This window comes from Pseudomonas sp. NPDC096917 (assembly GCF_044762555.1).
Classification (GTDB): domain Bacteria; phylum Pseudomonadota; class Gammaproteobacteria; order Pseudomonadales; family Pseudomonadaceae; genus Aquipseudomonas.
The window spans coordinates 1-25,349 of the sequence record NZ_JBIWEO010000001.1; the positions used below are offsets into that span (position 1 = coordinate 1).

Consider the following 25,349-nt stretch of genomic DNA (forward strand, 5'->3'; position numbering starts at 1 on the left):
ACGTTGATAGGTTGGGTGTGTAAGCGCTGTGAGGCGTTGAGCTAACCAATACTAATTGCCCGTGAGGCTTGACCATATAACACCCAAGCAATTTGCTGACTCGAAAGAGCACCAGATTGCGGTGTGTGAAGACGATACAAACCGAAAGTTTGCAACTCACAAAACACCGACTCTATTACATACCCATTCGCTGGAGCGTTAACCGTAAGGTAAACGAGCTGGCTACCGAATTTCTTGACGACCATAGAGCATTGGAACCACCTGATCCCATCCCGAACTCAGTAGTGAAACGATGCATCGCCGATGGTAGTGTGGGGTTTCCCCATGTGAGAGTAGGTCATCGTCAAGATTAAATTCCAAAATCCCTGTCTGCTCACGCAGACAGGGATTTTGTTTTTATAGAAGTACCACGTTTTCACAGACACGTTATTGCTAACGGATCTGTCACAGAATTTCTTGACGACCATAGAGCATTGGAACCACCTGATCCCATCCCGAACTCAGTAGTGAAACGATGCATCGCCGATGGTAGTGTGGGGTTTCCCCATGTGAGAGTAGGTCATCGTCAAGATTGAATTCCGAAACCCCTGTCTGCTAACGCAGACAGGGGTTTTGTTTTTGCGTCATATAAACGGCCCTCCATCAGATTATTCGCAAGCAGCCAGTCAACACGTTACGTGTGCTCACGTAGATGCCAAGGTCCGCCCGCACGGCACCCAGCCGGAAAAACACGCTCAGCAGCCTCTACGCGAGCATGAGCAGTCCTCTGCCGAACAATGGCTCCGATAGACAAATCCAGACATTCAAAGAACTGATTCCTACGCAGACATGGCCATCCTGATTGGCGTGGACGCAAGGCGTGGTCCTCCATGGCTTAAGATTATTCGCGCACTTGCGACAGCTCTTTCGTAGGACCAAACAAATAACCACCACAAACAGCTAAGTTTTCAGCCATTGATGCCGACAGCCTGATGAACAATGCGTGTATTGAGCATTGAGGCCCGAACGAACCGCAGCCCTAATGGCTGCACAGAGGTTTGAGCCCGCACGCATACCCCCTCTCGGCCTAAGAAGTCCCATGCTATGAATCTCAAGTTCAGCCATAAAATTCTTCTAGCCGCATCCGGCGTAGTAGTTTTGGCGTTTGCGTTGTTCACGTTGTACAACGACTACTTACAACGAAATACCATCAGGCAGAACATTGAAGCGTCAGTGCAGCAGGCAGGTAACCTGACTGCCAGCAGCGTCCAGAATTGGTTGAGTGGCCGTATCCTGATGCTGGAGAGCCTTGCACAGAATGTTGTACACCAAGGTAGTCAAGCTGACCTCCCAGGACTGATTGACCAGCCAGCGTTCACCTCGAACTTCCAGTTCACCTACATGGGCCAAACCAATGGCGTGTTTACTCAACGGCCGGACGCCAAAATGCCTGAAGGCTATGATCCGCGTGAGCGCCCCTGGTACAAGCAAGGTGTGGAAGCGGGCAGGACGATGCTTACACCGCCTTACATGGCGGCTGTAGGAGGTCTGATTGTGACCATCGCCATGCCTGTCAAAAAGGATGGCCAACTACTGGGGGTGGTGGGTGGTGACTTGAGCCTGGAGAGTCTGGTCAAGATCATCAACTCAGTGGATTCTGGCGGCCTGGGCTACGCATTTTTGGTGAGCGGCGACGGTCAAGTCATCGTCAGCCCAGATAAAGACCAGGTGATGAAAAACCTGCGAGATATCTACCCCGCCAGTTCTCTGAAGATCGAGAAAGGGATCCAGGACGTGACGCTCAATGGTCAGGAGCGGATTATCTCGTTTACCCCTGTGACAGGTTTACCATCTGCAGACTGGTACATTGGCCAGTCACTGGATAAAGAAAAAGCCTACGCACCACTCTCTAAATTTCGCACTTCTGCATTAATCGCGATGTTTATTGCCGTAGCCGTAATTGCACTCCTGCTGAGCCTGTTGATTCAAGTGCTGATGCGTCCACTCAGAACGATGGGCCGCGCCATGCAGGATATTGCTCAAGGAGAAGGTGATCTGACACGCCGTCTGGTGATTGAGAGCAAAGATGAGTTTGGTGAGTTGGCTGGCTCATTCAATCAGTTTGTTGAGCGTATTCATGCGTCTATTTCCGAAGTGTCCTCCGTCACTCGTCAGGTACACGACTTGTCCGAGCGGGTAATGGCGTCGTCCAACGCCTCGATTATTGGCTCAGACGAACAAAGTGCACGTACCAACAGTGTTGCCGCCGCTATAAACGAACTGGGGGCTGCCACCCAGGAGATCGCGCGTAATGCCGCAGATGCTTCGCAGCATGCCAGCGGAGCCAGCGAACAAGCCGACGATGGCCGCAAAGTGGTTGAGCTGACCATCCAGGCAATGACTGAACTCTCACAAAAGATCAGTTTGTCATGCGCACAAATCGAAACCTTGAATGCCAGCACCGACAACATTGGTCACATATTGGATGTCATCAAAGGTATCTCGCAGCAAACCAACTTGCTGGCCCTCAACGCAGCCATTGAGGCTGCGCGTGCGGGTGAAGCCGGTCGCGGGTTTGCCGTTGTCGCGGATGAGGTGCGCAACCTCGCTCACCGCACTCAGGAGTCGGCAGAGGAGATCCACAAAATGATCACCTCGTTGCAAGTCGGCTCCCGCGAGGCCGTCAGCACCATGAATGCCAGCCAGACCTCCAGTGAAGACAGCGTTGAGGTCGCCAACCAGGCCGGTGCCCGTTTGATTAGCGTGACTCAGCGTATCGAAGAAATTGACGGCATGAACCAATCAGTAGCGGCTGCCACGGAAGAGCAGACCGCAGTAGTCGAAAGCCTGAACGTGGATATCAACCAAATAAACCTGCTCAACCAACAAGGCGTGGTGAACCTCAACGAAACGCTCAAAGACTGTGATGCGCTTTCGCAGCAAGCGAGTCGCCTCAAACAATTGGTCGACAGCTTTAAAATCTGAGGCTCAGACACTTCACCGGCTTATCCACAGCCCTGGCAGGTTGCATGTCAGGGCTGTTTTGGTTTCTGGCTGCTCAAATACTGAGTAATCGCTTCAATTGCACGCTGTAGATGCAGTTCCAACTCCGCGATACAGCCTTCAACATCTCCGGCTCGAGCATGACTTAGTAAGGCCCGGTGATCGTCCTGAGACAGCCTGCCCAAGTTCATCTGTTCAAGGTTGAAGCGCAAAAAACGTTCTTCCTCAACAAGCCCATCTTTGATCAACGCCAACAGCTTTTTGTTCGGGGCCTTGCGGTAAAGCGCTTCGTGAAAAAGTCTATTGAGAGTGCCGATCTTTGCGAAATCAATTTCGGCTTCAAGCGCCTCGATGTAGCCAGAGGCAGCCTCCAAATCTTCCTCATTCAAAAGCGGCACTGACAAGCGCAAGGCTTGAGCTTCAAGTAAGAAGCGAAGCTCATAGGTTTCCAGCGAATTGTCCTCAATCAAAGGCGCAACGACTGCGCCCTTGTTTTGCACGACCTGCAATAAACCTTGGGCCTCCAACTGACGCAAAGCCTCGCGAACCGGCATGCGACTGACGCCGAACAACTCTGCCAATGCTTGCTGTCGAATAGCCGTACCGCAGGGTAATCGACCATCGAGGATGGCGTTGCGCAAAGCCTCTTCAATCACTGACCGCGCCAAATGGGCAGGAATAGGGCCGTGTATTTCTATACTGCTTAAAGGACTGTATTTTGCGGTCACATTGATACGACTCAGGGTAGAAATGAAGCGCGCCTATTTGGATCCAATTTAAGTCAGGGACTGGCTCCATCCGTGTAAAACCCAGTTACAAATAGTTTAGCGCGTCTGGACAGGAAGTGATTGAAAGGGGCCGCTATGTTTTAGGCTTGCGACATACATCAGGCAAGCGTCTCCTTTTGCCGAAGCTTGTGCCCTACAATCGCGAAAGTAAAAACGACTCCAGTCGAAGTCTTAATGCACAGCGGGTGAAGGATGGGCGTCATTAGTAATAACAATCTGGACAAGCAACTGTTTCAGCGTTTGCAACCGTCCCGCAATATGCTGGTCCGACTGGTTCGTCAACCCTGGCTATGGGGCATAGTGCTCTTGGCGTCGGCAGTGCGGTTCTACGGCTCAACGGTCTCTGCAATTTGGTGCGACGAAGGCTCCAGCTTGATGCTGAGCAACTATTCGCTCAGCGGCATCTGGTTCCATGCTGCACACGATGTTCATCCACCGCTGTATTTCATGTTATTGCATGGCTGGATCGCATTATTCGGCGACAGCCTTGTTTCGATTCGCACCCTGAGCGTTCTGCCGGGTATCGCAAGTGTGTTCCTTGGGATGTGGCTCGTACGCCTCATCGCGACCCAACGGGCTGCGTTAATCGCGGGCATCTTATTAGCGCTGCTGCCGACCGCCGTGCGCTACAGCCAGGAAGTGCGGATGTACTCGCTACTGGGAATGTGGCTGATCGCGGCAACGATTGCATTGGTCTACTGGGTCAAAAGTCCGCATAAAACCCGTTACCTGATCATCTACAGCGTGCTGATGACCGCTGCGTTTTACACCCACTATTTCACGGCTTTCTGCGTCATCGCGCACTGGTTGTATCTGCTGCTTCTGAGTACCCGCAACAGTGTGGCGGGTGCGTTGATCAAGCGTCCGGCCTGGTGGATTTCCAACGCCTGCATTGTGGTGTTGTTCGCGCCCTGGCTTCCGGGACTGGCTGACTTATTGCAACACATGGACGAACTTAAAGCCGGTGGGGATGTGGGCTGGGAGAACCCGGTCGATGCTCGAGCTTTGCCGTCCATGATCTGGCAGGTGCTGATGCAGAGCGAAGGCACTAATCTTCCAGCGCCATTATTTTGGCTGGCACCCTTAGTGCTCTTTGCGGGGGCTGTGTGGGTCGCCGTTAGAGACGACACACCCTATAAATTTCACGCCCTGATTGTTATTTACACCCTGCTGCCGATCCTGATGATTTACGCGATCTCGTTTGCTTCGCCTATGTTTATAGAGCGCTATGTGACGTGCGCCGCCCTTGGCCTGCCGTTAATTGTCGCAATAGCGGTTGATCGCTTGCTTAAGCACAGACGGGCCTTGGCGATCTCAGTGTTTGCACTGTTCCTTGGCGTTGAATGCGTGGGGCTGCGCAGTAACCTGACCGGAGACGCCGACCGCTTTGACCAATTGGTTGCGCATGTCAATCAGCAGTTTTTACCCGGCGACCGAATTATCGTCAGCGATTTGTTCTGGTACTTCAGCTACGTCTACTACAACACAACCCATGTCCAACCCATGCTCTACACACCGCCTACCCCAGAAGGCCTTTCCGGGCGGCCTACGGCTTATGGTTTCGGCACGCTGGTTAACGCCGATGGCGCCAAAATCTACGTCGATCATCTGGTTGACCTGCCCGCGGCCTCCGGTCGCGTCTGGCTGGTCAGCAGCAGCGTACAACCCGATGACTTCGCGCCTATTCCGCCAGGCTGGGATAAAACCCAGGATCTGATCATCAATGACACCCAGGTTCGACTATATTTGACCTGCGGTGCCGACAACTGTGGCCGTGAACACAAAGGAAGCTCATCTGATGGAAGCGTCCACCCATAGTCTCTCCTCGCTGTTCGAGCAATTGGGCTTGCCTGCAGGGCCCACAGATATTGAAAAATTCGTCACCACGCACTCGCCGCTCAAGCCTGGCCTGAAGCTGGCGGATGCGCGTTTTTGGACAACTTCTCAAGCCGACTTCTTGCGCAATGAAATTCTTGACGATGCTGATTGGGCCGAAGTGGTCGATCAGTTAAACCTGATGCTCCACGCAAAACCGATCACAGGGAGGCAGAATTAATTAGCAACACTTGACTGCGCGCATTTGGCCGCGCAGTATTAATAGTTAGCAAACTAACAATGTGTGATGCCTCTTGCCTGACTCTCTTGATCAACTCCAAATGAGCATCAGCACCGGAATGGTAGTTGCGACTCGCCATTGGCGTCGCGTCTGCCAAACCACGCTGGTCAACTACGGAATCTCCGAAGCCTGCGCCATGCCGCTGCTGATTATAGGCCGTCTGGGTGAAGGCGTGCGGCAAGTCACTGTTGCCCAAGCGGCCGGCATGGAAAGTCCATCGCTGGTGCGCCTGCTCGACCAAATGTGCAAGGCGGGCTACGTGCTGCGTCATGAAGACGCTAGCGATCGACGCGCCAAAACCTTAAGCCTGACCGACACTGGCCGTGCGCTGGTGCAATCGATTGAAGCGCAACTTGTGCAACTGCGGCGTGCTGCGCTGGCAGGTGTTTCCTTAGCCGATCAAGAAGCCGCACTAAGAGTGATCAAAGCCTTCGACGCCGCAGGCCAACTACCTAGTGGAGCTGCTTCTTGAACGGCTTCTTCGGCAGCCTGCCGCCCGCTCGCGACTGGTTCTATGGCGTGCGCACGTTCGCGGCATCAATGATCGCGCTGTACATCGCCTTGCTGATGGAAATGCCCCGCCCGTATTGGGCGATGGCGACGGTCTATATCGTCTCCAGCCCCTTCGTCGGGCCGACCAGTTCCAAGGCCGTCTACCGTGCCCTTGGCACATTGCTGGGCGCCTCGGCGGCGGTTTTCTTTGTTCCGTTATTTGTGCAAACACCGTTTTTACTGGTGCTGGTGATTGCGCTGTGGACGGGCATCCTGTTGTTCTTGTCATTGCACCTGCGCACCGCCAATAGCTACGTCTTCATGCTGGCTGGCTACACCATGCCGATGATCGCTTTGCCGATTGTGGACAACCCGCTCAACGTATTTGACATCGCCGTCTCACGTACCGAAGAAATCATGCTCGGCATCGTGTGTGCGGCAGTGGTGGGCAGCATGTTCTGGCCACGTCGCCTGACGCCAGTCTTTATCGACTCGGCCAGAAAATGGTTCATTGATGCGGCCAATTACAGCAAGCATTTCCTCGCCCGTGACGTAGATCCGAGTAAAGCCAGCGGCTTGCGTTCATCCATGGTGGCGACCTTCAACACCCTTGAGTTGATGATTGGCCAGTTGCCACATGACGGCGCGCACCCGCAGACCGTGCGCAACACCAAAGAACTGCGTGGGCGCATGATCCATTTGCTACCCGTGGTTGATGCGCTGGACGATGCCCTTTACGCCTTGGAGCGGCGGACCCCGGAGTTGGTCGAGAAAGTGACGCCGGTGCTGGATCACGCACGAACATGGCTTGAAAAGACCAGTGAGGGCGCCCCGATTGAACAATGGAAAGCATTGCGCCAAGAGCTGGAATTACTGCAACCCAGCGCCGAAGCACTGGATGATCGTCGTCAGTTACTGCTGTCCAACGTGCTCTACCGACTGGGAGAGTGGATCGACTTGTGGCAAGACTGCCGCAGCCTGCAATTGGCCATTGCCACGCGCGACCAGGAAGTCTGGCGCGCGGTTTACCGGCATTGGCGGCTCGGTCGCCTGACCCCCTTTCTAGACCGTGGCCTGATGCTGTATTCGGCGTTTTCCACCGTCACCGCCATCGTTATTGCTTGCGTACTGTGGATTTTTCTCGGCTGGACTGACGGCGCCAGCGCAGTCATTCTGGCGGCCGTTGCCTGCAGCTTCTTTGCGGCCATGGATGACCCCGCACCGCAGATTTACCGGTTCTTCTTCTGGACATCGCTGTCCGTATTGTTCGCCAGCCTGTACCTCTTTGTGATCCTGCCCAACCTGCATGATTTTCCGATGCTGGTGCTAGCATTCGCGGTGCCGTTTATTTGCGTCGGCACCCTGACCGTTCAGCCGCGGTTCTATCTGGGCACCTTGCTGACCATCGTCAACACGGCGTCTTTCATCAGCATCCAGGGTGCTTACGATGCTGACTTCCAAGTCTTCATCAACGCCAACCTGGCGGGTCCGATCGGGCTGCTGTTTGCCTTCGTCTGGACCCTGATCTCGCGTCCGTTTGGCGCCGAGCTCGCGGCCAAACGACTGACCCGTTTCAGTTGGCGCGACATCGTCAAACTGACCAAACCCGCCACCTTGGCCGAGCATCGGCAAATGGGGTCGCAAATGCTTGACCGCCTGATGCAGCACTTGCCGCGCCTGGCTATGACTGGGCAAGACACCGGGGTGGCTCTGCGTGAACTGCGCGTAGCGCTAAACCTTCTCGACTTGCTGGCCTACGCCCCGCGTGTCACAGGCGGGCCGCAACTGTTACTGCGCCAAGTGGTCAGTGACGTGGGCGATTACTTTCGCGCCTGCCTCTCAGCCGGTGAGCGTTTACCCGTGCCCAGTGCCCTGCAAATGACCATGGACCGAACCCGTCGTGCGCTCAATGCAAACGCCCTGCAAGAGGAAAGTGAAGCACGTGTTCACTTGCTCCATGCGCTTAGCGGCTTGCGTTTGGCACTGCTGCCGGGCGTTGAATTCATTGTGGATAACGACAACCTGCAACAGCCGCATGTTCAGGGCATTGATGGAGCGCCGTTATGATCGGAGAGATCGATATCAGCGGGGTGTTCCTGCCAACGCTCCTGGTGTTGATGGGTATCACCTACTTACTGTTTCTGGTGGTTCACGCGTTGCTTACGCGTGTGCACTTTTACCGTCTGGTCTGGCACCGGGCATTGTTCAACGTCGGTCTCTACGCTCTGTTACTCGGCGTTGTGGATTCGTTTAGTCGATATCTAATGACATGAAAAAACCTTTAATGACCTTGGGCAGCGTTGTTCTTACCTTATTGGTGGTGGCGTTTGCCTGCGTCGTGGTCTGGCGCATGACGATGTACTACATGTTTGCCCCGTGGACCCGCGATGGCCACATCCGTGCTGACGTGGTGCAAATCTCTCCCGATGTGTCCGGGCTGATCAAACAAGTGGATGTGCGTGACAACCAGCCCGTAACCCGCGATGAGGTGTTATTCATCATCGACCAGGAGCGTTACAAACTGGCGCTGCGTCAGGCTCAGGCGACAGTGGCTGATCGCAAGGAAACACTGGCTCAGGCCCAGCGTGAAAACCGACGCAACCGTGGCCTGGGCAACCTTGTCGCCCGTGAGCAGTTGGAAGAAAGCCAGTCGCGTGAAATGCGCGCGCAGGCGGCGCTGACCGAAGCCGAAGTCGCGGTCGACAGTGCACAGCTCAACCTTGAGCGCACTGTGGTGCGAAGCCCGGTTGATGGCTACGTCAACGACCGCGCGCCGCGGGTCAACGAGTTTGTGACAGCCGGGCGACCCGTCTTGTCGATTGTCGACAGCAGTTCATTCCACATCGATGGTTATTTTGAAGAAACCAAACTCGATGGCATTCATGTCGGCCAAAGCGTTGATATTCGCGTGGTCGGTGATGACGCCCGCTTGCGCGGCCATGTTGAAAGCATCGTGGCAGGCATCGAAGACCGCGACCGCACCAGCGGCCAGAACCTGCTACCCAACGTGAACCCGGCATTCAGCTGGGTAAGGCTGGCGCAGCGGATTCCTGTGCGCATCGTCTTTGATGATGTCCCTGAAGACTTCCGCATGATCGCCGGGCGTACCGCGACTGTCTCCATCGTCCCGGACTCACCCAAGACCAAGGCTGCGCAGGAGAAGGCGCAATGAAAGCTGTTCACCTGGCAGCCGTAGGGCTGGGTTTGCTGCTGTCAGGTTGCCAGATGCTCGGGCCTGACTATCAACTGCCCAAAGACTCGGCCATGCAGCGTCCAGACGTGCAGGGTGAGTTGGCGGGTGAGGGCGCCAACGTTGTGTCGGCGCCGGTGCCAAACGATTGGTGGAAGCTCTACCAAGACCCGACGCTGAACGAGTTGGTCCGTCAGGCCATGGCCTCTAACACCAACCTGCGGGTGGCTGCGGCAAACCTCTCGCGGGCGCGGGCTCAGGTTGAACAAGCGCAATCGGCGGGCGGGTGGAGTGCTTCGGTAAAGGCGGGTGCTCAACGTATTCAAGAGTCCGGAGAGGCCTTCCTGCTGGCTGACAAAGTACCCGTGGCAAACGTTGGCGACATCGGCATCAGCACCTCCTACCAGTTCGACTTGTGGGGCACCTTGCAACGCGGCATCGAAGCGGCGCAGGCCAATGCCGATGCGACCCAGGCGGCTGCTGATACCGCGCGCATCACCGTGGTTGCTGATGTTGTTCGCGCCTACACCCAAGTCTGTGCGGCCAATGAAGAGCGCCAAATCGCTGAAGAATCGCTAAAACTGCAAGCGCAAACCACCTCCCTGACTCAGCGTCTGCGTGATGCTGGTCGAGGTGATGAAACCCAGGTCACGCGCTCCGAAACCCAGTTCAAATCCTTGCGTGCCCAATTGCCGCAGTATGAGGCGTTGCGTCAGGCGGGACTGTTTCGTTTGTCGATGTTGCTCGCCAAACCGCTGGACCAATTGCCTGCCACCGTCGCCACCTGTGCTGAGCTTCCGCATATGGCGCAACTGCTGCCGGTAGGCGACGGCGCGGCACTGCTCAAGCGCCGTCCGGACGTGCGTCAGGCTGAACGCCATTTGGCGGCGGCAACGGCTCAAATTGGCGTAGCCACCGGCTCGCTGTACCCGGACATCAGCATCGGAGCGACCATTGGCACTGTCGGTATACTGGACAATCTCGGCACCGCGCCGACCAATCGCTGGGGCTTTGGTCCTCTGTTGAGCTGGACCATTCCCACCAACGGTACCCGAGCGCGGATCCGAGAAGCCGAAGCGGCCACCCAAGGAGCGCTGGCAACGTTTGATGGTGTGGTGCTGAACGCTATTCGCGAAACCCAGACCAGCCTGGTGCAATACACCTCCGTGCTTCAGCGCCGTGATGCATTGGCCGATGCCGGCGCCTCGGCCAAAACGGCTGCCGACCAGACCCATCAGTTTTTCCAGGCCGGGCGTGCCTCCTTCCTTTCAGACTTGCAGGCCACACGCACTTACACCGACGTTCGGGCGCAATTGGCGGCGGCCAACACACAAGTGGCTATGAGCCAGATCGATCTGTTTTTGGCCCTGGGGGGCGGCTGGGAAAGTAGTCGTACACCCGCGCCGGCCAACGCGAAACCATGACAGTAATGTCACGCAGTTGATGGCGAGCGAGGGCTAATATTTAGGCATTAGGACTGTGCCTTTAATTTTGTAGGAATAATCAGTATCGCCATCCGTCAGGCGAGTAGAAATGCCCTAGGGCGCCGGTTTCAAGCGCTATGCTCACGGCCATGATCGCGTAGCGCCTGATCGGTGCAGCACATCGGCGCCGCTGAAAAAAGCGTCGGGCTGTCGCGAGTGTTAACCTGCCGCCACTTTTCGGCCCATGAAGGGCTCAGCAAAGACCGCATATCTTTCAACACAACGGACATTGAACGGGTCAACTGATGAATAAACCATTAGGCGTACTGGTAGGCATTGTTGTAATTGCTGGGGCTCTGAATACTGCGGGTGCGTGGTACACCGGGACCAAGCTTCAGGGTGAGCTGGAACAATCCCTGGAGCAGGCCAACGTTGAACTGGCGCAACAGCTCAAGGGCACCCCGACCAGCGCCACCATCGAACTGGCCTCATTTGAACGCAATCTATACAGCAGTACGGCGCATTACCGAGTCGACATCCAAGACGACAGAGACATGGGCAAGCCGCCGATGGTGTTTCTGCTTGTAGACCACATCGAACACGGTCCTTTGCCATGGTCGCGCATCAAAACCTTCAAGTGGATGCCGGTCATGGCGACCAGCAACTATTCGCTGGTAAAAACCCCGTTCACCGAAAAATGGTTTGAAGCTGCCAAAGACCAGTCCCCGCTGAAGGGGCAGGTAACGATTGGCTACAACCGCTCGATTGATGGCGATTTGGCGCTGTTGCCCCTTGAAGCCAAGCTTGATGAAAACGCCAACTTCATTTTTTCCGGCTTGACCCTGAGTGCTCAGTCGGACGCCGACGGGAAAAATGTCAAAGGCAAAGGCTACATGGACCACCTGGAGTTTGTGAGCACCACGCCTGGCAAGCCGCGTGCACGCATCGAACTCAATGGCCTGACCGTGGCCAGTGATTTGAACAAAAGCGCCTTTGGTTTTTACTTGGGCCAGAACGTTCTGGAGTTGAGTGAAGGCCAACTGACGTTCGGCGAGCGCCCATCGGTGGCCAAGGTCAAAAACTTCGAATATGCGGGTTCTGCGTCGGCCAACGGCAACCTGATGTCCGGGCGCCTGAGCTACAACGTGGGCGACTTCACTCTGGACGACAAGCCAGTGGGCAGTGCGCAAATGATCATGACGGCCAGCAGTCTGGATATTCCGTCCATGCAGTCGCTATTAACGCTCTATCAGACCAAATTCCAGCCGCAACCTGACGGTACAAAAACGGTGGCCCCGTTGACCCAGGCTGAACAGACCCAGATGCAGGCCGACGTCAAACAAATGCTGACGGCCAAGCCACAGCTGGCGCTGGAAAAGTTCACAATCAAAACCGCCAATGGCCAAAGTGACTTCAACCTGGCCGTAAGCCTTGCTCCACCGACCACGTTCGAACAACCTCCGCTCGAGCTGACCCAGCAAGTGCTGACATCTCTGAACGCCAAACTGGTGCTGTCCAAGCCGATGATTGCCGACCTGTCGGTTGTTCAGGCGCAACTGGCCGGTCAAACAGACCCTCAAACCATTGAGAAAATGGCCAACATGAACAGCGAAATGGCGGGCGTCATGGCCGTGCAAACCGGCGTGGCGCAAGTGGAGGGCAACAACATCCTGGCATCACTCAACTACGCAGCAGGCCAGGTTGATTTCAACGGCCAAAAAATGAGCTTGGAAGACTTCATCAACCTGATGATCACCCGCTTCGGAAACGGCCCAGACCGCCTTTAACGGCACACACGAGCTTACTCGCGATGGCAGCCCCTCGATTGATCAGACAAATCGGGGGCTTACATCGCAGGCAAGCGAGCGCCGGTCGGCGCTGCCACAAGACGTATGGCGAGTCACGCCAGCTCAGGCAACAACCCCTTCGCAAACACAAAGCACAGCTTATTGCCTTCCGGATCGCGGCAATACGCCCCGTAATAGTCGGCGCCATACTGCGGGCGATCCCCCGGCGCACCTTCATCACTGGCACCTAGCCGCAAAGCTGTCTCCCACGCGGCGTTCACCTGCTCAATAGAGTGCGCGCCAAAACTCACCTGCACCCCATTGCCCCATGTCGCGGGCAAACCATTGAATGGCTGTTGAACATAAAACTGCGGCCAATAGTGCCCCGGCCGTTGCCAGCCCGCACCTGCAGGGCCCGTGTCTTCGTGCTCATGAGCCACGCGCACCCACCCCAGCGTCGCCAGCACCGCATCGTAAAAAGCAATCATCGCTGGCACATCCCGTGCGCCAATCTGGATATGGCTGAACATGAGCAGTCTTCCTGACGTGGAGCGCACACTTTAGCCCGCTTTCGATCAGGTACGACAACGCTTTGCGCGGAGTGCGCAGAGAAATGTGTAGTGAGGATTTTTGCAGCGAGTTCCCTTGAACAAGGGAAAGAAGATGGTGCACCAGGCGGGATTCGAACCCACGACCCCTGCCTTCGGAGGGCAGTACTCTATCCAGCTGAGCTACTGGTGCAACGCGGGCGCCATAATACTCATCTGCGTGTCGCTCGTCCATGGAGATGATTCGTGGGGTGTTTCTTCTCGCGTTATGAGCTATTAATGGGGGCCAGGTGAGAAAAGGGTAAAACAACACCGTTTGTTCTTTTTTTCGAACAACCTATTGTCCTTTACCCCCATTGATCCTAGGATTCGTTTGAGATTTCAAACGCTCTTGTCTGAGTGCTGAACCGCACGGCCTTCTCTTTGTGCGCTATTTAGATACTTTGGCCAGTGAATGACTTCCTGACGGCAGCCTTCTATGGCGCCTTTCTTCTATCAATAATTCGCTCCGCGCCTGCGCGGTGCTGTTAAGGAAATCCAACATGCAGCTCAAAGACGCACAGTTGTTCCGCCAACAAGCCTACATCGATGGTGCTTGGGTGGATGCGGACGGTGGTCAGACGATCAAGGTTAACAACCCGGCAACGGGCGAAATTATTGGTACTGTGCCAAAAATGGGCGCGGCCGAAACCCGTCGTGCGATTGAAGCCGCCGACAATGCATTGCCAGCCTGGCGTGCTCTGACTGCCAAAGAGCGTGCAACCAAACTGCGTCGCTGGTTTGAGCTGTTGATTGAAAACCAGGATGATCTCGGTCGCCTGATGACCCTGGAACAAGGCAAGCCGCTGGCTGAAGCCAAGGGCGAAATTGTTTACGCCGCTTCGTTCATCGAGTGGTTCGCAGAAGAAGCCAAGCGCATTTATGGCGACGTGATTCCAGGCCACCAGCCAGACAAGCGCCTGATCGTGATCAAGCAACCGATTGGCGTGACTGCGGCCATTACTCCGTGGAACTTCCCGGCGGCCATGATCACTCGTAAAGCGGGCCCGGCTTTGGCCGCTGGCTGCACGATGGTGATCAAGCCTGCTTCGCAAACCCCGTTCTCAGCCTTGGCTCTGGTTGAGCTGGCGCACCGTGCCGGCATTCCGAAAGGCGTGTTGAGCGTTGTGACCGGCAGCGCTGGCGACATCGGCGGCGAGCTGACCAGCAACCCGATCGTACGCAAACTGTCCTTCACGGGCTCGACCGAAATCGGTCGCCAACTGATGGCCGAATGCGCGAAAGACATCAAAAAAGTGTCGCTGGAATTGGGCGGCAACGCGCCGTTCATCGTGTTCGACGACGCAGACCTGGATAAGGCCGTCGAAGGCGCGATCATCTCCAAGTACCGCAACAACGGCCAGACCTGCGTCTGTGCCAACCGTCTGTACATTCAAGATGGTGTGTACGACGCATTCGCCGAAAAACTGAAAGTGGCGGTGACCAAGTTGAAGATCGGTAACGGTCTGGACGAAGGCACCACCACTGGCCCGCTGATCGATGACAAGGCTGTAGCCAAAGTCAAAGAACACATTGCTGACGCATTGAGCAAAGGTGCGACCTTGCTGGCAGGCGGCAACAGCCTGGAAGGCAGCTTCTTCGAGCCGACCATTCTGATCAACGTGCCTAAAAACGCTGCTGTGGCGAAGGAAGAAACCTTTGGCCCGCTGGCGCCTCTGTTCCGCTTCAAAGACGAGGCTGAAGTGATCGCGATGGCCAACGACACCGAATTTGGTCTGGCGTCGTACTTCTATGCCCGCGACCTGAGCCGCGTCTTCCGTGTGGCAGAAGCCCTGGAATACGGCATGGTCGGCGTCAACACCGGCCTGATTTCCAACGAAGTCGCCCCGTTCGGCGGGATCAAGGCATCGGGCTTGGGCCGTGAAGGTTCCAAGTACGGCATCGAAGACTACCTGGAAATCAAATATCTCTGCCTGGGTATCTAAACCCGGCGGGTGGTTCAAGCAGAAGAGGCACGAGAGCGATGCTTCTTCTGCGTTTCAAACTGTTAACTTTTGTGGCCGGGTGCGCCATGCCAGTCGATCATCGCATGCTGGCATGAGTGTCTCCTTGGCGCGTCAGCCTTGAACCACGCTGCTTGATAAGCAGCGAATGAGGAACACCATGAGCAACAAGACCAACGCATCTCTGATGAAACGCCGTGAAGCCGCAGTCCCGCGCGGCGTTGGCCAGATCCACCCGATTTTTGCCGAATCGGCAAAAAACGCTACCGTGACTGACGTTGAAGGTCGTGAATTCATCGACTTCGCAGGCGGTATCGCGGTACTGAACACCGGTCACCTGCACCCAAAAATCATTGCTGCCGTGCAAGAGCAACTGACCAAGCTGACCCACACCTGCTTCCAGGTACTGGCGTACGAGCCGTACGTAGAGCTGTGCGAAAAAATCAACGCCAAAGTGCCGGGTAATTTCGACAAGAAAACCCTGCTGGTCACAACCGGTTCTGAAGCGGTCGAAAACGCCGTCAAGATCGCCCGTGCAGCTACTGGCCGTGCTGGCGTAATCGCCTTCACCGGCGCTTACCACGGTCGCACCATGATGACCCTGGGCCTGACCGGCAAAGTAGTACCGTATTCGGCGGGCATGGGCCTGATGCCAGGCGGTATCTTCCGCGCACTGTACCCATGCGAGCTGCATGGCATCAGCGTTGACGATTCCATCGCCAGCATCGAACGCATCTTCAAGAACGATGCCGAGCCTAAAGACATCGCCGCCATCATCATCGAGCCTGTTCAGGGCGAAGGTGGTTTCTACGTGGCGCCGAAGGCGTTCATGGCTCGGCTGCGCGAACTGTGCGACAAACACGGCATTCTGCTGATCGCGGACGAAGTACAAACCGGCGCTGGTCGTACCGGTACGTTCTTCGCCATGGAACAGATGGGCGTCACTGCCGACCTGACCACCTTCGCTAAATCCATCGCTGGCGGCTTCCCGCTGGCCGGTGTGTGTGGCAAGGCTGAGCTGATGGACGCCATTGCTCCAGGCGGCCTGGGCGGCACCTATGCCGGTAGCCCGATTGCATGCGCAGCGGCACTGGCCGTGCTCGAAGTGTTTGAAGAAGAGCACCTGCTGGATCGCTGCAAAGCGGTCGGCGAGCGCCTGGTAACTGGCCTCAAAGCCATCCAGGCCAAGCACCCGGTGATCGGCGATGTACGTGCGTTGGGCGCCATGATCGCTGTCGAGCTTTTCGAAGGCGGCGACTCGCACAAACCAAACGCTGCAGCCGTGGCTCAAGTAGTCGCTAAAGCACGAGAAAAAGGTCTGATCCTGCTGTCGTGCGGCCCTTACGGCAACGTATTGCGCGTGCTAGTTCCGTTGACCTCGCCAGACGAGCAACTGGACAAAGGCCTGGCCATTATCGAAGAGTGCTTCGCTGAGCTGGCGTAAGCCCGACAGTGAAGATGTGACTCGATAGACAAAAAAAACCGCTTCGGCGGTTTTTTTTGGTTTGAGCAGGCTATTTACATGCTTTTTTCTGTATCCACGCGCTGCCTTTGACTAAGGTGCAGGCATTGCGCTGGGAGCAAATTGCATGACTGTTGTAGATTTATCCGCAGTACCGAGTGTATTGATTGCAGAGGCCGATCCTTGGTCTCGGGACTTGCTCAAACAAGTGGTCTTGAGTGTGCGCTGTGACGCACAACTGGACGTGTGTGGTGAAGGCCAGCAAGCGCTCGTGTTGCTGGGTCAAAAAAGCTATGACCTGGTGATCGCAGACCGGGATCTTCCGGGGGTTAGCGGTCTAGACGTCTTGCGTGCTGTGCGCCAACGCCGCCATAGCCCGGTATTACCGTTTATTTTGTTGAGCAGCCGCAATGACAGCGCCAGTGTGCGTGAAGTGTTGCCGCTGGCGCCGACCGCCTACCTGACTAAACCGCTGGACATGAACGGTCTGACCCAACGTCTGCACGGGCTGTTGCTGAGCGCTGGGCAAGAAGTGTTGTGCGACGTGCCAGAGCTAGCCCCAGGCATGACCCTCAAGCGCTTTCTGACACAGCGCCGAGTGTCTTCAGACGGTGCGCCGTTGTGGGTTGACGCTCGATCGGCGGTCAAAAGCAGCTTGAGTCCAGACGGGTTGGACCTGGCTTTGCTGGAACAGGAAGTGCGCACCGATCCACACATTACCGCTGTGCTGATTGCTGCGGCCAACAGCGCGGCGCAGCACCTCACGCGCCCAGCCCAGTCGCTTGCCCACGCGTTACAACGGCTCGGACCTGCGCAAAGCATGAACCTAGTGCAAGGGCTCACACTTAAGTACAGCGCGTACCTGAGCGACCCTCGTTTAGCCGATTACGCCGCACACCAATGGGGCGTGTCACTGCGGGCGGCTGAGTATGGTCGAACGTTGGCAAACATGCTGAACCTGGACCAGGAGCGCTGCTATTGCGCAGGCTTGCTGCATCGCTTGGGCGACCTGGCCGTGTTGCGGTGTTTGCAGGAGTGGCAGGAGGCGGGCGGCGAACTGGACACGTCAACGATTGACGAGTCGCTGGCCGAATTTGGTGCCGCTTATGGCTCCGCACTGCGCACGCGCTGGCGCCTGCCGCTGGAATTGCGCGAGTTGATCGCGGCGGTCTATCACTTGGGTGGCGGGGTGTATTCGCGTGAAGCGCTGGTCATGAACCTGGTGGGTCAGGCGGCCATTCTGGAATCAGAAGAAGGCATCGAGGCATTGGCTCAAAGCAAAACAGCTCGCCTCTTGAAAATCGGCACCTCTGAGCTATCGCGGTTGATCAAGGCGTAGGCGTTGCCGAAGGCTGCGATCTGTTGATCGTGTTCAAGCATCAAAAATCACAACCTTGGTTAGCTCCCACATGGGTGGGAGCTAACCAGATCTCACACCGCTGCCGGACGCAGCGAGTAAGTTTTCAATTGCTTGGCAAACTCGTTCAGCGAATGGATTCCGCTCGCTTCTGCCTCGTGTACCCATTCCTTGATCGCCGCCAGCATGTCGTGGCCATTGCTGCTGGTCTTGACCCATATCTGTTGCAACGCCAAACGCTTCTCGTAAATCACTTTGAGCGAGTGGCTGTGCTCCAGCAGGGTTTCGATACGCTGGTGATGGCGATCTTCAAGCAGGCTGGTTTCACGCGAGAGCAGACGCTTGGCGCGGCGGAACTGGTGGCGCACCGAATGATCGACCTTGGCCAGCTCTTGCTGAACCAGCGGCGCGATGACCAACTTGCGGTACTGAGCCATGATCTGGAAACGGTTGTTGAGGATCGCCATCGCGGTGTCCATGTCCAGATTGCCTTTGCCTTCGACCCGGTGGGCGATAGGCGCGACACGCTGAACCTTGGCCAGACGCAAAAAGCTGAACACTTTGATCCAGGCCCAGCCCAAGTCGAACTCCCACTTCTTGACCGACATCTTGGCCGAGTTCGGGTAGGTGTGGTGATTGTTGTGCAGCTCCTCGCCGCCAATGATGATGCCCCACGGCACCAGATTGGTCGCGGCGTCGCGGCATTCAAAGTTGCGATAACCCACTGCATGGCCTAAACCGTTTACAACGCCTGCCGCCCAAACCGGGATCCACATCATCTGGATCGCCCAGATCGTCAGCCCGATGGCGCCGAACAGCAGCAAGTCGATAGCCAGCATCAACATCACGCCCAGCAGCTTGTAGCGCGAGTAAAGGTTTCGCTCAATCCAGTCTTCAGGGCAATTTTTGCCGTAAATACGCAGCGTTTCAGGGTTTTGTGCTTCTTCGCGATAAAGCTCTGCACCTTTTCGCAAAACGGTCGATAACCCTTTAACGACCGGGCTGTGCGGGTCATCAACGGTTTCACACTTGGCGTGGTGTTTGCGGTGGATCGCCGTCCACTCGCGCGTGTTCTGAGCCGTGGTCAGCCACAGCCAGAAGCGGAAGAAATGTTTCAGGCCACCGTTGAGTTCAAGTGAGCGGTGCGCTGAATAGCGGTGTAGATAAACCGTGACACCGATGATGGTCACGTGGGTCATCAACAGGGTGACTGCAACCAGTTGCCAGGCTGACAAGTCGAGAAAACCGTTGTACCACATAGGCTGTTTGGCCCTCGGGAAGATGAAAAAAACTGCAACACGCATTATCACCATGCAGCCAGATAAAACCAGTCGCCCTTTCAGAGAAGAGTGCCCGGATGTTTCTTACACTATAATTCCCCTTTTTTTGTAGGCGTTATAACTTTCTTATGTCGGTTTCTTATCGCGATGCCTTGCGTGCAGCCTTGTTATACGGGTTGCTATCGGTAGTCTGGCTCCAGCTTACTGATCATTTATTAACCAGATCTTTCGATGATCCGACCCAGCTGGCGCATTGGCAACTGATAAATAGCTACATTTGGGCGTTTGTCAGCGCTGTACTGATTTTTGTCGCCCGCGCCCGGTTGTTGAGCTTTTTGGGGGGGAGCGCCAGCCTGAAGCGTCAACGCCAGGACCGAGAGCGTCTGCGCCAGGCTGAGGTGGTCTTTGATTGCACCCGCGAAGGGGTGCTGGTCACCGACCGCAAGGGTGTGATTGTGCATGTGAATCGCGCTCTGGTTGAAATCACCGGATATACGGTAGAAGAGGTGCTGGGCCGACGACCCAACATGTTCAAATCAGGCCATCATGGCCCTGAGTTCTATCAGGCAGTGTTCAAGTCATTAAGAGACAGCGGTGACTGGCAGGGCGAGATCTGGAATCGCCGCAAAAGCGGTGAAATCTATCCGCAATGGCAAACCGTGCGGGCGATCAACGATTCCAAAGGGCAAATCAGCCACTACGTCGCGGTGTTTACGGATATCTCGGCGATTAAACAGTCGCAGAGTGATTTGGCACGGCTGGTCCATCATGATCCGCTGACCGATTTGCCTAATCGGCTGCTGTTCACCGACCGCACCGAACAGGCGCTGGTCACCGCGCAACGTCATACGTCAGGCTGCACGCTGCTAATGATCGACCTCGATCATTTCAAAATTATTAATGACAGCCTGGGCCATAACGTCGGAGATCTTTTACTTAAAGCGGTCAGCGGGCGTCTGCAGGCTGTTTTTGGCAAAGGTTTTACCGTGGCCCGATTGGGTGGCGACGAATTTGCCGTGCTGATAGAAAACTGCTCTTCAGCCAGCCAGGCAGAAACCTTGGCGCAACAGGTGCTGGAGGTCATGAAGGCCGCTTTTGATATCGAAAAGTATCAGCTGTTTATCAGTGCCAGCGTGGGTATCAGCGTGTTCCCCGGTGACGCGCTGAACGCCGAACAGTTGCTGCGTAACGCGGACTCAGCCTTGTTCAAGGCCAAAAATGCGGGCCGTGAAGGCTACGCCTTGTATACCGAAGAACTCACGGTGCATGCCCTGAACCGGATCGAGGTGGCCAGCGACCTGCGCCGAGCGCTGGAGCAGCATGAGCTGCGGGTTTACTACCAGCCCGTGCATGACCTGAACACCAGTCGATTGATTGGCGTTGAAGCCTTGGTGCGCTGGGAGCATCCGCTGCGAGGCCTGGTGGCGCCGGGCGAGTTTATTCCGATCGCCGAACGAACCGGGCTGATTGCCGAAATCGACGCTTGGGTGTTGGAGCAAGCGTGTTGGCAGATGTGTCAGTGGCAATTGGCAGGTGTGGACTTGTCGTTCGTGGCCGTGAACATATCCAGCCGTCTGTTTGCCCGTCCGGAGTTGTACACGCTGGTTTCAACCGTGCTGGCGGACACTGGGCTAGACCCGGCCTTGCTGGAGCTTGAAGTCACCGAAAGCGCGGTAATGGATGACTCGCAAGGCGCGCTGGAGCAGATGCACCGGCTGCGAGCGCTGGGTTTGCGCTTGGCCATAGATGACTTTGGTACCGGTTTCTCATCACTGCTGCGGCTTAAGCGCCTGCCGGTGCAGAAACTCAAAATCGATCAGGGATTTGTCGCCGGGCTGCCTGAGGATAACGACGACGTGGCGATTGTTCGCGCGGTCATCGCTCTTTCTCAGAGCATGGGGCTGCAGGTGCATGCCGAAGGGATTGAGCAAATTGAACAGGCGCAGTTCCTGCTCAACCTCAACTGCGATCTGGGCCAGGGCTACTGGTTCGGGCGCCCGATGCCGGCCAGTGAATTGGATTGGCAGCGAGCGCCTGCGATCAATCGCTGAGCTAAGCGTTACGACTTCTCGGGTGGCAACTCAGGCAGTGCACGAAGCGCCGTCTCGTACCACTCGGTGTTAAAGGCGCGATCCTCATCGAGCATCGCGTCTATTTCCACGGCCAGCACGTGGGCCATCAAGTTCAGAATCTCTTCGCGCTCGTAACCGACCAGTGTCAACTTGTTGAGCGTAGCGTTGGCGGCTGGAGGATTGCCGCTTTCAATCTGGTTCTCAATCGCCTGGATCAGTGTGGACTCGGTGAACTCTTCTTCGTCGTTGTCGATATCTGTTGGCTCGCTCACGGGCAGGCTCCTTAAGTTAAGACCGGCAGTTTAGCGGTATTCACCGAAGTGATGCTGCTAGCCAGCTTAGCGGCGAAGCTCTATAACAGCCGCAGCCAACCCCAACACGGCCTGGAGGCATACGTAATGCTCAAGCTTTATGGATTTGCGGTCAGTAACTACTACAACATGGTCAAGCTGGCGCTGTTGGAAAAGGACCTGCCGTTTGAGGAGGTGCCATTTTTTGCCGGGCAAACCCCTGAGGCACTCAGCATAAGCCCGTGCGCTAAGGTGCCGGTGCTGGGCGTCGAGCAGGGCTTCGTCAACGAAACCAGCGTTATTCTCGACTACATCGAACACACTCAGCCTGGCCCAAAACTGCTGCCGAGCGAACCATTCGAGCGGGCGCAAGTATGGGCGCTGGCTAAAGAAATCGAGTTGTACATCGAGCTGCCTGCCCGTGCTTGCTACGCCGAGGCTTTCTTCGGTATGCAAGTGCCCGAGGCCATCAAGAAAAAAGCCAAGGCCGAATTGCTTCAAGGCATCTCTTCGCTCGCACGCCACGGAAAATTCTCACCCTATGTCGCTGGCGAAACGCTGAGTGTGGCGGACATTTACTTTCTCTACAGCGTCAACCTGGCGTGTGCTGTAGGTCATAAAGTGTTCAATCTGGACCTGTTGGCCGAGTTGCCAGCGGCCAAGGCGCTTCTTGAGCGCTTTGAGCAAAACCCGCACGTGCAGCGCATTGCAGCGGACAGAGAAGCCGCAATGCCGCAGTTTCTGGCGTGGGTCAGCAGTAAAAAATAACGGCTAATGGAGGGTATGGCGCTGTTCCTGGAACGCATCAAAACAGCAGGATAAAAAACGTGTAGCCGTTGCCGCAGGCTGCAAGAGGGGGCGAAGCAGCCCCATCTCTGAAGGCCTTGCAGCCTTACGCAGCCTGCGGCAGCGGCTACAACGTGTTGCTTAACGGTTGGCCAGCAACGCCTTGCCGCGAACAACCGCTGCTTTCACCTGTGCAGGTGCAGTGCCGCCGATGTGATTACGCGCATTGACCGAACCTTCCAGGGTCAGCACGGCAAATACGTCGTCTTCGATCTGATCACTGAACTGGCGCAGTTCTTCCAGGCTCATTTCAGCCAGGTCTTTGCCCGTCTCCACGCCGTACTTCACGGCATGGCCCACGATCTCGTGACAGTCACGGAACGGCAAGCCGCGGCGAACCAGATAGTCGGCCAGGTCGGTCGCAGTCGAGAACCCGCGCAGTGCCGCCTCACGCATGATCGAGTGCTTGGGCTTGATCGCCGGGATCATGTCAGCAAAGGCCCGCAGCGAATCACGCAAGGTGTCGGCAGCGTCGAACAGCGGCTCTTTGTCTTCCTGATTGTCCTTGTTGTAGGCCAACGGCTGGCCTTTCATCAGGGTCAGCAGGCCCATCAGTGCGCCGAAGACACGGCCACTTTTGCCACGCACCAGTTCGGGCACGTCGGGGTTTTTCTTTTGCGGCATGATCGAGCTGCCAGTGCAGAAACGGTCTGGCAGATCAATGAACTGGAATTGAGCGCTGGTCCACAACACCAGCTCTTCGGAGAAGCGCGACAAGTGCATCATCGCGATGCTGGCGGCGGCGCAGAATTCGATAGCGAAATCGCGATCGGAAACGTTGTCCAGCGAGTTGCCACCCACAGCGTCAAAGCCCAGCAATTGAGCGGTCAGCTCGCGGTCGATCGGGTAGGTCGTACCAGCCAGTGCGGCGCTGCCCAGAGGCATGCGGTTGGTGCGCTTGCGGCAGTCGACGAGGCGCTCGTAGTCGCGGCTCAGCATTTCGAACCAGGCCAGCATATGGTGGCCGAAAGTCACAGGCTGAGCCGTTTGCAGGTGCGTGAAGCCCGGCATGATGGTCTCGGCTTCGCGCTCGGCTTGCTCTAGCAGGCCTTTCTGGAGTCGCGTAATTTCAGCCAGGATGATGTCGATTTCATCGCGCAGCCACAGGCGAATATCGGTCGCTACCTGGTCGTTACGGCTGCGGCCGGTGTGCAACTTTTTACCGGTCACGCCGATGCGATCGGTGAGGCGCGCCTCGATGTTCATGTGCACGTCTTCCAGGTCGATACGCCAATCAAAGGTGCCGGCCTCGATTTCGCTCTGGATGGTTTTCAACCCTTCGATGATGCTGTCGCGCTCGGCATCGGTCAGTACGCCGACCTTGGCCAGCATGGTGGCGTGGGCCACAGAGCCCATGATGTCGTGGCGATAAAGGCGCTGGTCGAAAGTGACGGAGGCAGTGAAGCGCGCAACGAAGGCGTCGACGGGTTCACTGAAGCGGCCGCCCCAGGACTGATTGGTCTTGTCGGTGCTCATGGATTCGCTCGTAATCGGCTGAGTGGAGTACATAAAAACGTTGTTGCAGATCATAACAGGGTTGCCATTCAAGGCGTTGACGCAGGTCGGCAGGTTTTAGATGAAGTGAGGTATAAACAAAATACCGCAATGAAATGTCTCAATTGGTCACTTTCGTCTTGGCAAACGTCTACAGTTGCTCGTATGGATCAGTCTTTGCAGGTCGTTGTAGCTTGTTAGACGTATCCGGTATTAAATCGAGCAACAGACACAGGTGAATTTTGCTGTGCCACTTGCGGCACTTTTTGGCCTTCGCGCTAGTCTTAGCGTGGATCGCCGTGACAGTTGTCACTTCACCTGTCTACGCTATCCTTGTGCGAGACTCACGCAGGAATACAGCGCTATATGAATGTCCTGATCGTTGATGACGAAACCTCGGCCCGCGAACATTTGAGCCGTTTGCTCAGCGCCGCTGGGGGTTATACGTTGCTAGAGCCTGCTGCCACTCATGGCGAAGAGGCCCTGAACCTTATCGAAAGTCTGAAACCGGATATCGTTCTTCTCGACATCCAGATGCCGGGCCTCGACGGGTTACAGGTAGCAGCCAAATTATGTGAGCGTGAACTGCCACCCGCGGTGGTGTTTTGCGTAGCGCCTGACGAGTTTTCCGTGCAGGCCCTGCAAGACAGCGGCGTCAGCTACGTGCACAAACCTGTCAGCGCTGACGCCTTGAGTGCGGCTTTGAAAAACGCCCACCGACCTAATCGCGTGCAACTGGCGACCCTCACGCGGCCTGCTGCGCAAACGGGCAGCGGCCCGCGCAGCCATATCAGTGCCCGAACCCGAAAAGGCATCGAGCTGATCCCCATCGACAAAGTGATTTACTTCATTGCTGACCATAAATACGTGACCTTGCGTCACGAGGGCGGTGAAGTGCTGCTCGATGAGCCGCTCAAGGCCCTTGAAGACGAATTCGGTGAGCGTTTTGTGCGCATCCACCGCAATGCACTGGTGGCACGTGATCGCATAGAGCGCTTGCAACGCACGCCGTTGGGGCATTTCCAGTTGTTCCTCAAGGGGCTCAATGGCGATGCGCTGATTGTTAGCCGGCGTCACGTCGCGGGTGTGCGAAAAATGATGCAGCAGCTTTAGCCTTGCAGGGCTACAGAGCGTACGGGGGGAGGGTTTTGGGCCAGGGAGGCCACGTACTTTCTGATACAAGTCAAAGCTGTTTTGGCTGAGCTGTTATTATCAGCC

20 protein-coding genes, 1 tRNA gene, 3 rRNA genes and 2 pseudogenes are annotated in these 25,349 nt (G+C 56.2%); 20 read left to right on the forward strand and 6 right to left on the reverse strand.

Features of this window, described 5'->3' with window-relative positions:
* From ACIQYF_RS00005 to ACIQYF_RS00025, 5 genes and pseudogenes are all read left to right on the forward strand, one after another.
* Nucleotides 1-76: ribosomal RNA gene (locus tag ACIQYF_RS00005) — 23S ribosomal RNA — on the forward strand; the annotation flags it as partial.
* Nucleotides 77-233: 157 nt separating this feature from the next.
* Nucleotides 234-349: ribosomal RNA gene (gene rrf / locus ACIQYF_RS00010) — 5S ribosomal RNA — on the forward strand.
* 106 nt (nucleotides 350-455) lie between these two features.
* Nucleotides 456-571 (forward strand): 5S ribosomal RNA (gene rrf / locus ACIQYF_RS00015).
* Between the two features lie 512 nt (nucleotides 572-1,083).
* Nucleotides 1,084-2,109, forward strand: a pseudogene (locus ACIQYF_RS00020) (cache domain-containing protein); the annotation flags it as partial.
* Between the two features lie 69 nt (nucleotides 2,110-2,178).
* On the forward strand, nucleotides 2,179-2,964 hold the full coding sequence (locus tag ACIQYF_RS00025; RefSeq protein ID WP_402856145.1) for a methyl-accepting chemotaxis protein: 786 nt from the start codon (nucleotides 2,179-2,181) through the stop codon (nucleotides 2,962-2,964).
* A gap of 47 nt (nucleotides 2,965-3,011) precedes the next feature.
* Here the strand turns inward: ACIQYF_RS00025 and ACIQYF_RS00030 are convergent, their stop codons facing one another.
* Nucleotides 3,012-3,710: a GntR family transcriptional regulator gene (locus ACIQYF_RS00030; RefSeq protein ID WP_402855049.1), complete on the reverse strand. Its 699-nt coding sequence runs from the start codon at nucleotides 3,708-3,710 to the stop codon at nucleotides 3,012-3,014.
* A gap of 252 nt (nucleotides 3,711-3,962) precedes the next feature.
* Between ACIQYF_RS00030 and ACIQYF_RS00035 the strand changes: the two genes are divergently transcribed.
* From ACIQYF_RS00035 to ACIQYF_RS00070, 8 genes are all read left to right on the forward strand, one after another.
* Entirely contained in the window at nucleotides 3,963-5,588 is a 1,626-nt protein-coding gene (locus tag ACIQYF_RS00035; protein WP_402855052.1) for a glycosyltransferase family 39 protein, read from the forward strand.
* Nucleotides 5,569-5,826: a DUF2789 domain-containing protein gene (locus ACIQYF_RS00040; RefSeq protein WP_402855055.1), complete on the forward strand. Its 258-nt coding sequence runs from the start codon at nucleotides 5,569-5,571 to the stop codon at nucleotides 5,824-5,826. The genes ACIQYF_RS00035 and ACIQYF_RS00040 overlap by 20 nt, the downstream gene beginning before the upstream one ends.
* Nucleotides 5,827-5,926: 100 nt before the next feature.
* Entirely contained in the window at nucleotides 5,927-6,358 is a 432-nt protein-coding gene (locus ACIQYF_RS00045) for a MarR family winged helix-turn-helix transcriptional regulator (protein WP_402855058.1), read from the forward strand.
* Entirely contained in the window at nucleotides 6,355-8,445 is a 2,091-nt protein-coding gene (locus tag ACIQYF_RS00050; protein ID WP_402855061.1) for an FUSC family protein, read from the forward strand. The genes ACIQYF_RS00045 and ACIQYF_RS00050 overlap by 4 nt, the downstream gene beginning before the upstream one ends.
* Nucleotides 8,442-8,651: a DUF1656 domain-containing protein gene (locus ACIQYF_RS00055; RefSeq protein ID WP_402855064.1), complete on the forward strand. Its 210-nt coding sequence runs from the start codon at nucleotides 8,442-8,444 to the stop codon at nucleotides 8,649-8,651. Before ACIQYF_RS00050 ends, ACIQYF_RS00055 begins: the two co-directional genes overlap by 4 nt.
* Entirely contained in the window at nucleotides 8,648-9,550 is a 903-nt protein-coding gene (locus tag ACIQYF_RS00060; protein WP_402855067.1) for an efflux RND transporter periplasmic adaptor subunit, read from the forward strand. The genes ACIQYF_RS00055 and ACIQYF_RS00060 overlap by 4 nt, the downstream gene beginning before the upstream one ends.
* Nucleotides 9,547-10,992, forward strand: coding sequence for an efflux transporter outer membrane subunit (locus ACIQYF_RS00065; RefSeq protein WP_402855070.1), 1,446 nt, complete (start codon nucleotides 9,547-9,549; stop codon nucleotides 10,990-10,992). Before ACIQYF_RS00060 ends, ACIQYF_RS00065 begins: the two co-directional genes overlap by 4 nt.
* Nucleotides 10,993-11,297: 305 nt before the next feature.
* A complete protein-coding gene (locus tag ACIQYF_RS00070) occupies nucleotides 11,298-12,779 on the forward strand; it encodes a YdgA family protein (protein WP_402855073.1) in 1,482 nt (493 codons plus the stop codon).
* Nucleotides 12,780-12,892: 113 nt separating this feature from the next.
* On the opposite strand, the gene ACIQYF_RS00075 is transcribed toward ACIQYF_RS00070, so the two are convergent.
* Nucleotides 12,893-13,309 carry a VOC family protein gene (locus ACIQYF_RS00075; RefSeq protein WP_402855075.1) on the reverse strand — a complete coding sequence of 139 codons (417 nt, stop codon included), beginning with the start codon at nucleotides 13,307-13,309 and terminating at the stop codon, nucleotides 12,893-12,895.
* Between the two features lie 134 nt (nucleotides 13,310-13,443).
* Nucleotides 13,444-13,520 (reverse strand) — tRNA-Arg (locus tag ACIQYF_RS00080).
* Between the two features lie 349 nt (nucleotides 13,521-13,869).
* On the opposite strand from ACIQYF_RS00080, the gene gabD reads away from it, so the two are divergent.
* The 3 genes from gabD to ACIQYF_RS00095 all read left to right on the forward strand — a co-directional run bounded on the left by gabD (nucleotide 13,870) and on the right by ACIQYF_RS00095 (nucleotide 18,131).
* Nucleotides 13,870-15,312: an NADP-dependent succinate-semialdehyde dehydrogenase gene (gabD, locus tag ACIQYF_RS00085; RefSeq protein ID WP_402855078.1), complete on the forward strand. Its 1,443-nt coding sequence runs from the start codon at nucleotides 13,870-13,872 to the stop codon at nucleotides 15,310-15,312.
* 178 nt (nucleotides 15,313-15,490) lie between these two features.
* Nucleotides 15,491-16,774, forward strand: coding sequence for a 4-aminobutyrate--2-oxoglutarate transaminase (gene gabT, locus ACIQYF_RS00090; protein ID WP_402855080.1), 1,284 nt, complete (start codon nucleotides 15,491-15,493; stop codon nucleotides 16,772-16,774).
* A gap of 145 nt (nucleotides 16,775-16,919) precedes the next feature.
* Nucleotides 16,920-18,131 carry an HDOD domain-containing protein gene (locus ACIQYF_RS00095; RefSeq protein WP_402855082.1) on the forward strand — a complete coding sequence of 404 codons (1,212 nt, stop codon included), beginning with the start codon at nucleotides 16,920-16,922 and terminating at the stop codon, nucleotides 18,129-18,131.
* Between the two features lie 92 nt (nucleotides 18,132-18,223).
* On the opposite strand, the gene desA is transcribed toward ACIQYF_RS00095, so the two are convergent.
* Nucleotides 18,224-19,408 carry a delta-9 fatty acid desaturase DesA gene (gene desA / locus ACIQYF_RS00100; protein WP_402856148.1) on the reverse strand — a complete coding sequence of 395 codons (1,185 nt, stop codon included), beginning with the start codon at nucleotides 19,406-19,408 and terminating at the stop codon, nucleotides 18,224-18,226.
* A gap of 149 nt (nucleotides 19,409-19,557) precedes the next feature.
* Between desA and dibA the strand changes: the two genes are divergently transcribed.
* A complete protein-coding gene (gene dibA, locus ACIQYF_RS00105) occupies nucleotides 19,558-21,480 on the forward strand; it encodes a phosphodiesterase DibA (protein ID WP_402855084.1) in 1,923 nt (640 codons plus the stop codon).
* Between the two features lie 8 nt (nucleotides 21,481-21,488).
* Here dibA and ACIQYF_RS00110 read toward each other — a convergent pair whose 3' ends face one another.
* Nucleotides 21,489-21,773, reverse strand: a complete 285-nt coding sequence (locus tag ACIQYF_RS00110) for a hypothetical protein (RefSeq protein ID WP_402855087.1) — start codon at nucleotides 21,771-21,773, stop codon at nucleotides 21,489-21,491.
* Between the two features lie 126 nt (nucleotides 21,774-21,899).
* Between ACIQYF_RS00110 and ACIQYF_RS00115 the strand changes: the two genes are divergently transcribed.
* Nucleotides 21,900-22,559, forward strand: a complete 660-nt coding sequence (locus ACIQYF_RS00115) for a glutathione S-transferase family protein (RefSeq protein WP_402855090.1) — start codon at nucleotides 21,900-21,902, stop codon at nucleotides 22,557-22,559.
* 159 nt (nucleotides 22,560-22,718) lie between these two features.
* Here ACIQYF_RS00115 and argH read toward each other — a convergent pair whose 3' ends face one another.
* The gene (argH, locus tag ACIQYF_RS00120; protein WP_402855093.1) at nucleotides 22,719-24,113 is read right to left on the reverse strand and encodes an argininosuccinate lyase; all 1,395 of its coding nucleotides are present in this window, start codon (nucleotides 24,111-24,113) and stop codon (nucleotides 22,719-22,721) included.
* Nucleotides 24,114-24,384: 271 nt separating this feature from the next.
* Here argH and ACIQYF_RS00125 point away from each other — a divergent pair.
* Both ACIQYF_RS00125 and ACIQYF_RS00130 read left to right on the forward strand, forming a co-directional pair.
* Nucleotides 24,385-24,501 (forward strand): annotated as a pseudogene (locus ACIQYF_RS00125) (sensor histidine kinase); the annotation flags it as partial.
* Nucleotides 24,498-25,244 (forward strand): LytR/AlgR family response regulator transcription factor, encoded by a 747-nt coding sequence (locus tag ACIQYF_RS00130; protein WP_402855096.1) that lies wholly within the window; start codon nucleotides 24,498-24,500, stop codon nucleotides 25,242-25,244. The pseudogene ACIQYF_RS00125 and the gene ACIQYF_RS00130, both read left to right, overlap by 4 nt.
* Nucleotides 25,245-25,349 lie beyond the last annotated feature (105 nt).

What these genes read in the sequence shown, in the direction of transcription:
- gabT (WP_402855080.1), top strand. Translation starts at nt 15,491, where the DNA reads ATGAGCAACAAGACCAACGCATCTCTGATGAAACGCCGTGAAGCCGCA.
- ACIQYF_RS00060 (WP_402855067.1), top strand. Translation starts at nt 8,648, where the DNA reads ATGAAAAAACCTTTAATGACCTTGGGCAGCGTTGTTCTTACCTTATTG.
- ACIQYF_RS00065 (WP_402855070.1), top strand. Translation starts at nt 9,547, where the DNA reads ATGAAAGCTGTTCACCTGGCAGCCGTAGGGCTGGGTTTGCTGCTGTCA.
- ACIQYF_RS00040 (WP_402855055.1), top strand. Translation starts at nt 5,569, where the DNA reads ATGGAAGCGTCCACCCATAGTCTCTCCTCGCTGTTCGAGCAATTGGGC.
- ACIQYF_RS00095 (WP_402855082.1), top strand. Translation starts at nt 16,920, where the DNA reads ATGACTGTTGTAGATTTATCCGCAGTACCGAGTGTATTGATTGCAGAG.
- ACIQYF_RS00070 (WP_402855073.1), top strand. Translation starts at nt 11,298, where the DNA reads ATGAATAAACCATTAGGCGTACTGGTAGGCATTGTTGTAATTGCTGGG.
- gabD (WP_402855078.1), top strand. Translation starts at nt 13,870, where the DNA reads ATGCAGCTCAAAGACGCACAGTTGTTCCGCCAACAAGCCTACATCGAT.
- argH (WP_402855093.1), bottom strand. Translation starts at nt 24,113, where the DNA reads ATGAGCACCGACAAGACCAATCAGTCCTGGGGCGGCCGCTTCAGTGAA.
- desA (WP_402856148.1), bottom strand. Translation starts at nt 19,408, where the DNA reads ATGTGGTACAACGGTTTTCTCGACTTGTCAGCCTGGCAACTGGTTGCA.
- ACIQYF_RS00045 (WP_402855058.1), top strand. Translation starts at nt 5,927, where the DNA reads ATGAGCATCAGCACCGGAATGGTAGTTGCGACTCGCCATTGGCGTCGC.
- ACIQYF_RS00025 (WP_402856145.1), top strand. Translation starts at nt 2,179, where the DNA reads ATGGCGTCGTCCAACGCCTCGATTATTGGCTCAGACGAACAAAGTGCA.
- ACIQYF_RS00055 (WP_402855064.1), top strand. Translation starts at nt 8,442, where the DNA reads ATGATCGGAGAGATCGATATCAGCGGGGTGTTCCTGCCAACGCTCCTG.
- ACIQYF_RS00035 (WP_402855052.1), top strand. Translation starts at nt 3,963, where the DNA reads ATGGGCGTCATTAGTAATAACAATCTGGACAAGCAACTGTTTCAGCGT.
- ACIQYF_RS00130 (WP_402855096.1), top strand. Translation starts at nt 24,498, where the DNA reads ATGAATGTCCTGATCGTTGATGACGAAACCTCGGCCCGCGAACATTTG.
- dibA (WP_402855084.1), top strand. Translation starts at nt 19,558, where the DNA reads ATGTCGGTTTCTTATCGCGATGCCTTGCGTGCAGCCTTGTTATACGGG.
- ACIQYF_RS00115 (WP_402855090.1), top strand. Translation starts at nt 21,900, where the DNA reads ATGCTCAAGCTTTATGGATTTGCGGTCAGTAACTACTACAACATGGTC.
- ACIQYF_RS00075 (WP_402855075.1), bottom strand. Translation starts at nt 13,309, where the DNA reads ATGTTCAGCCATATCCAGATTGGCGCACGGGATGTGCCAGCGATGATT.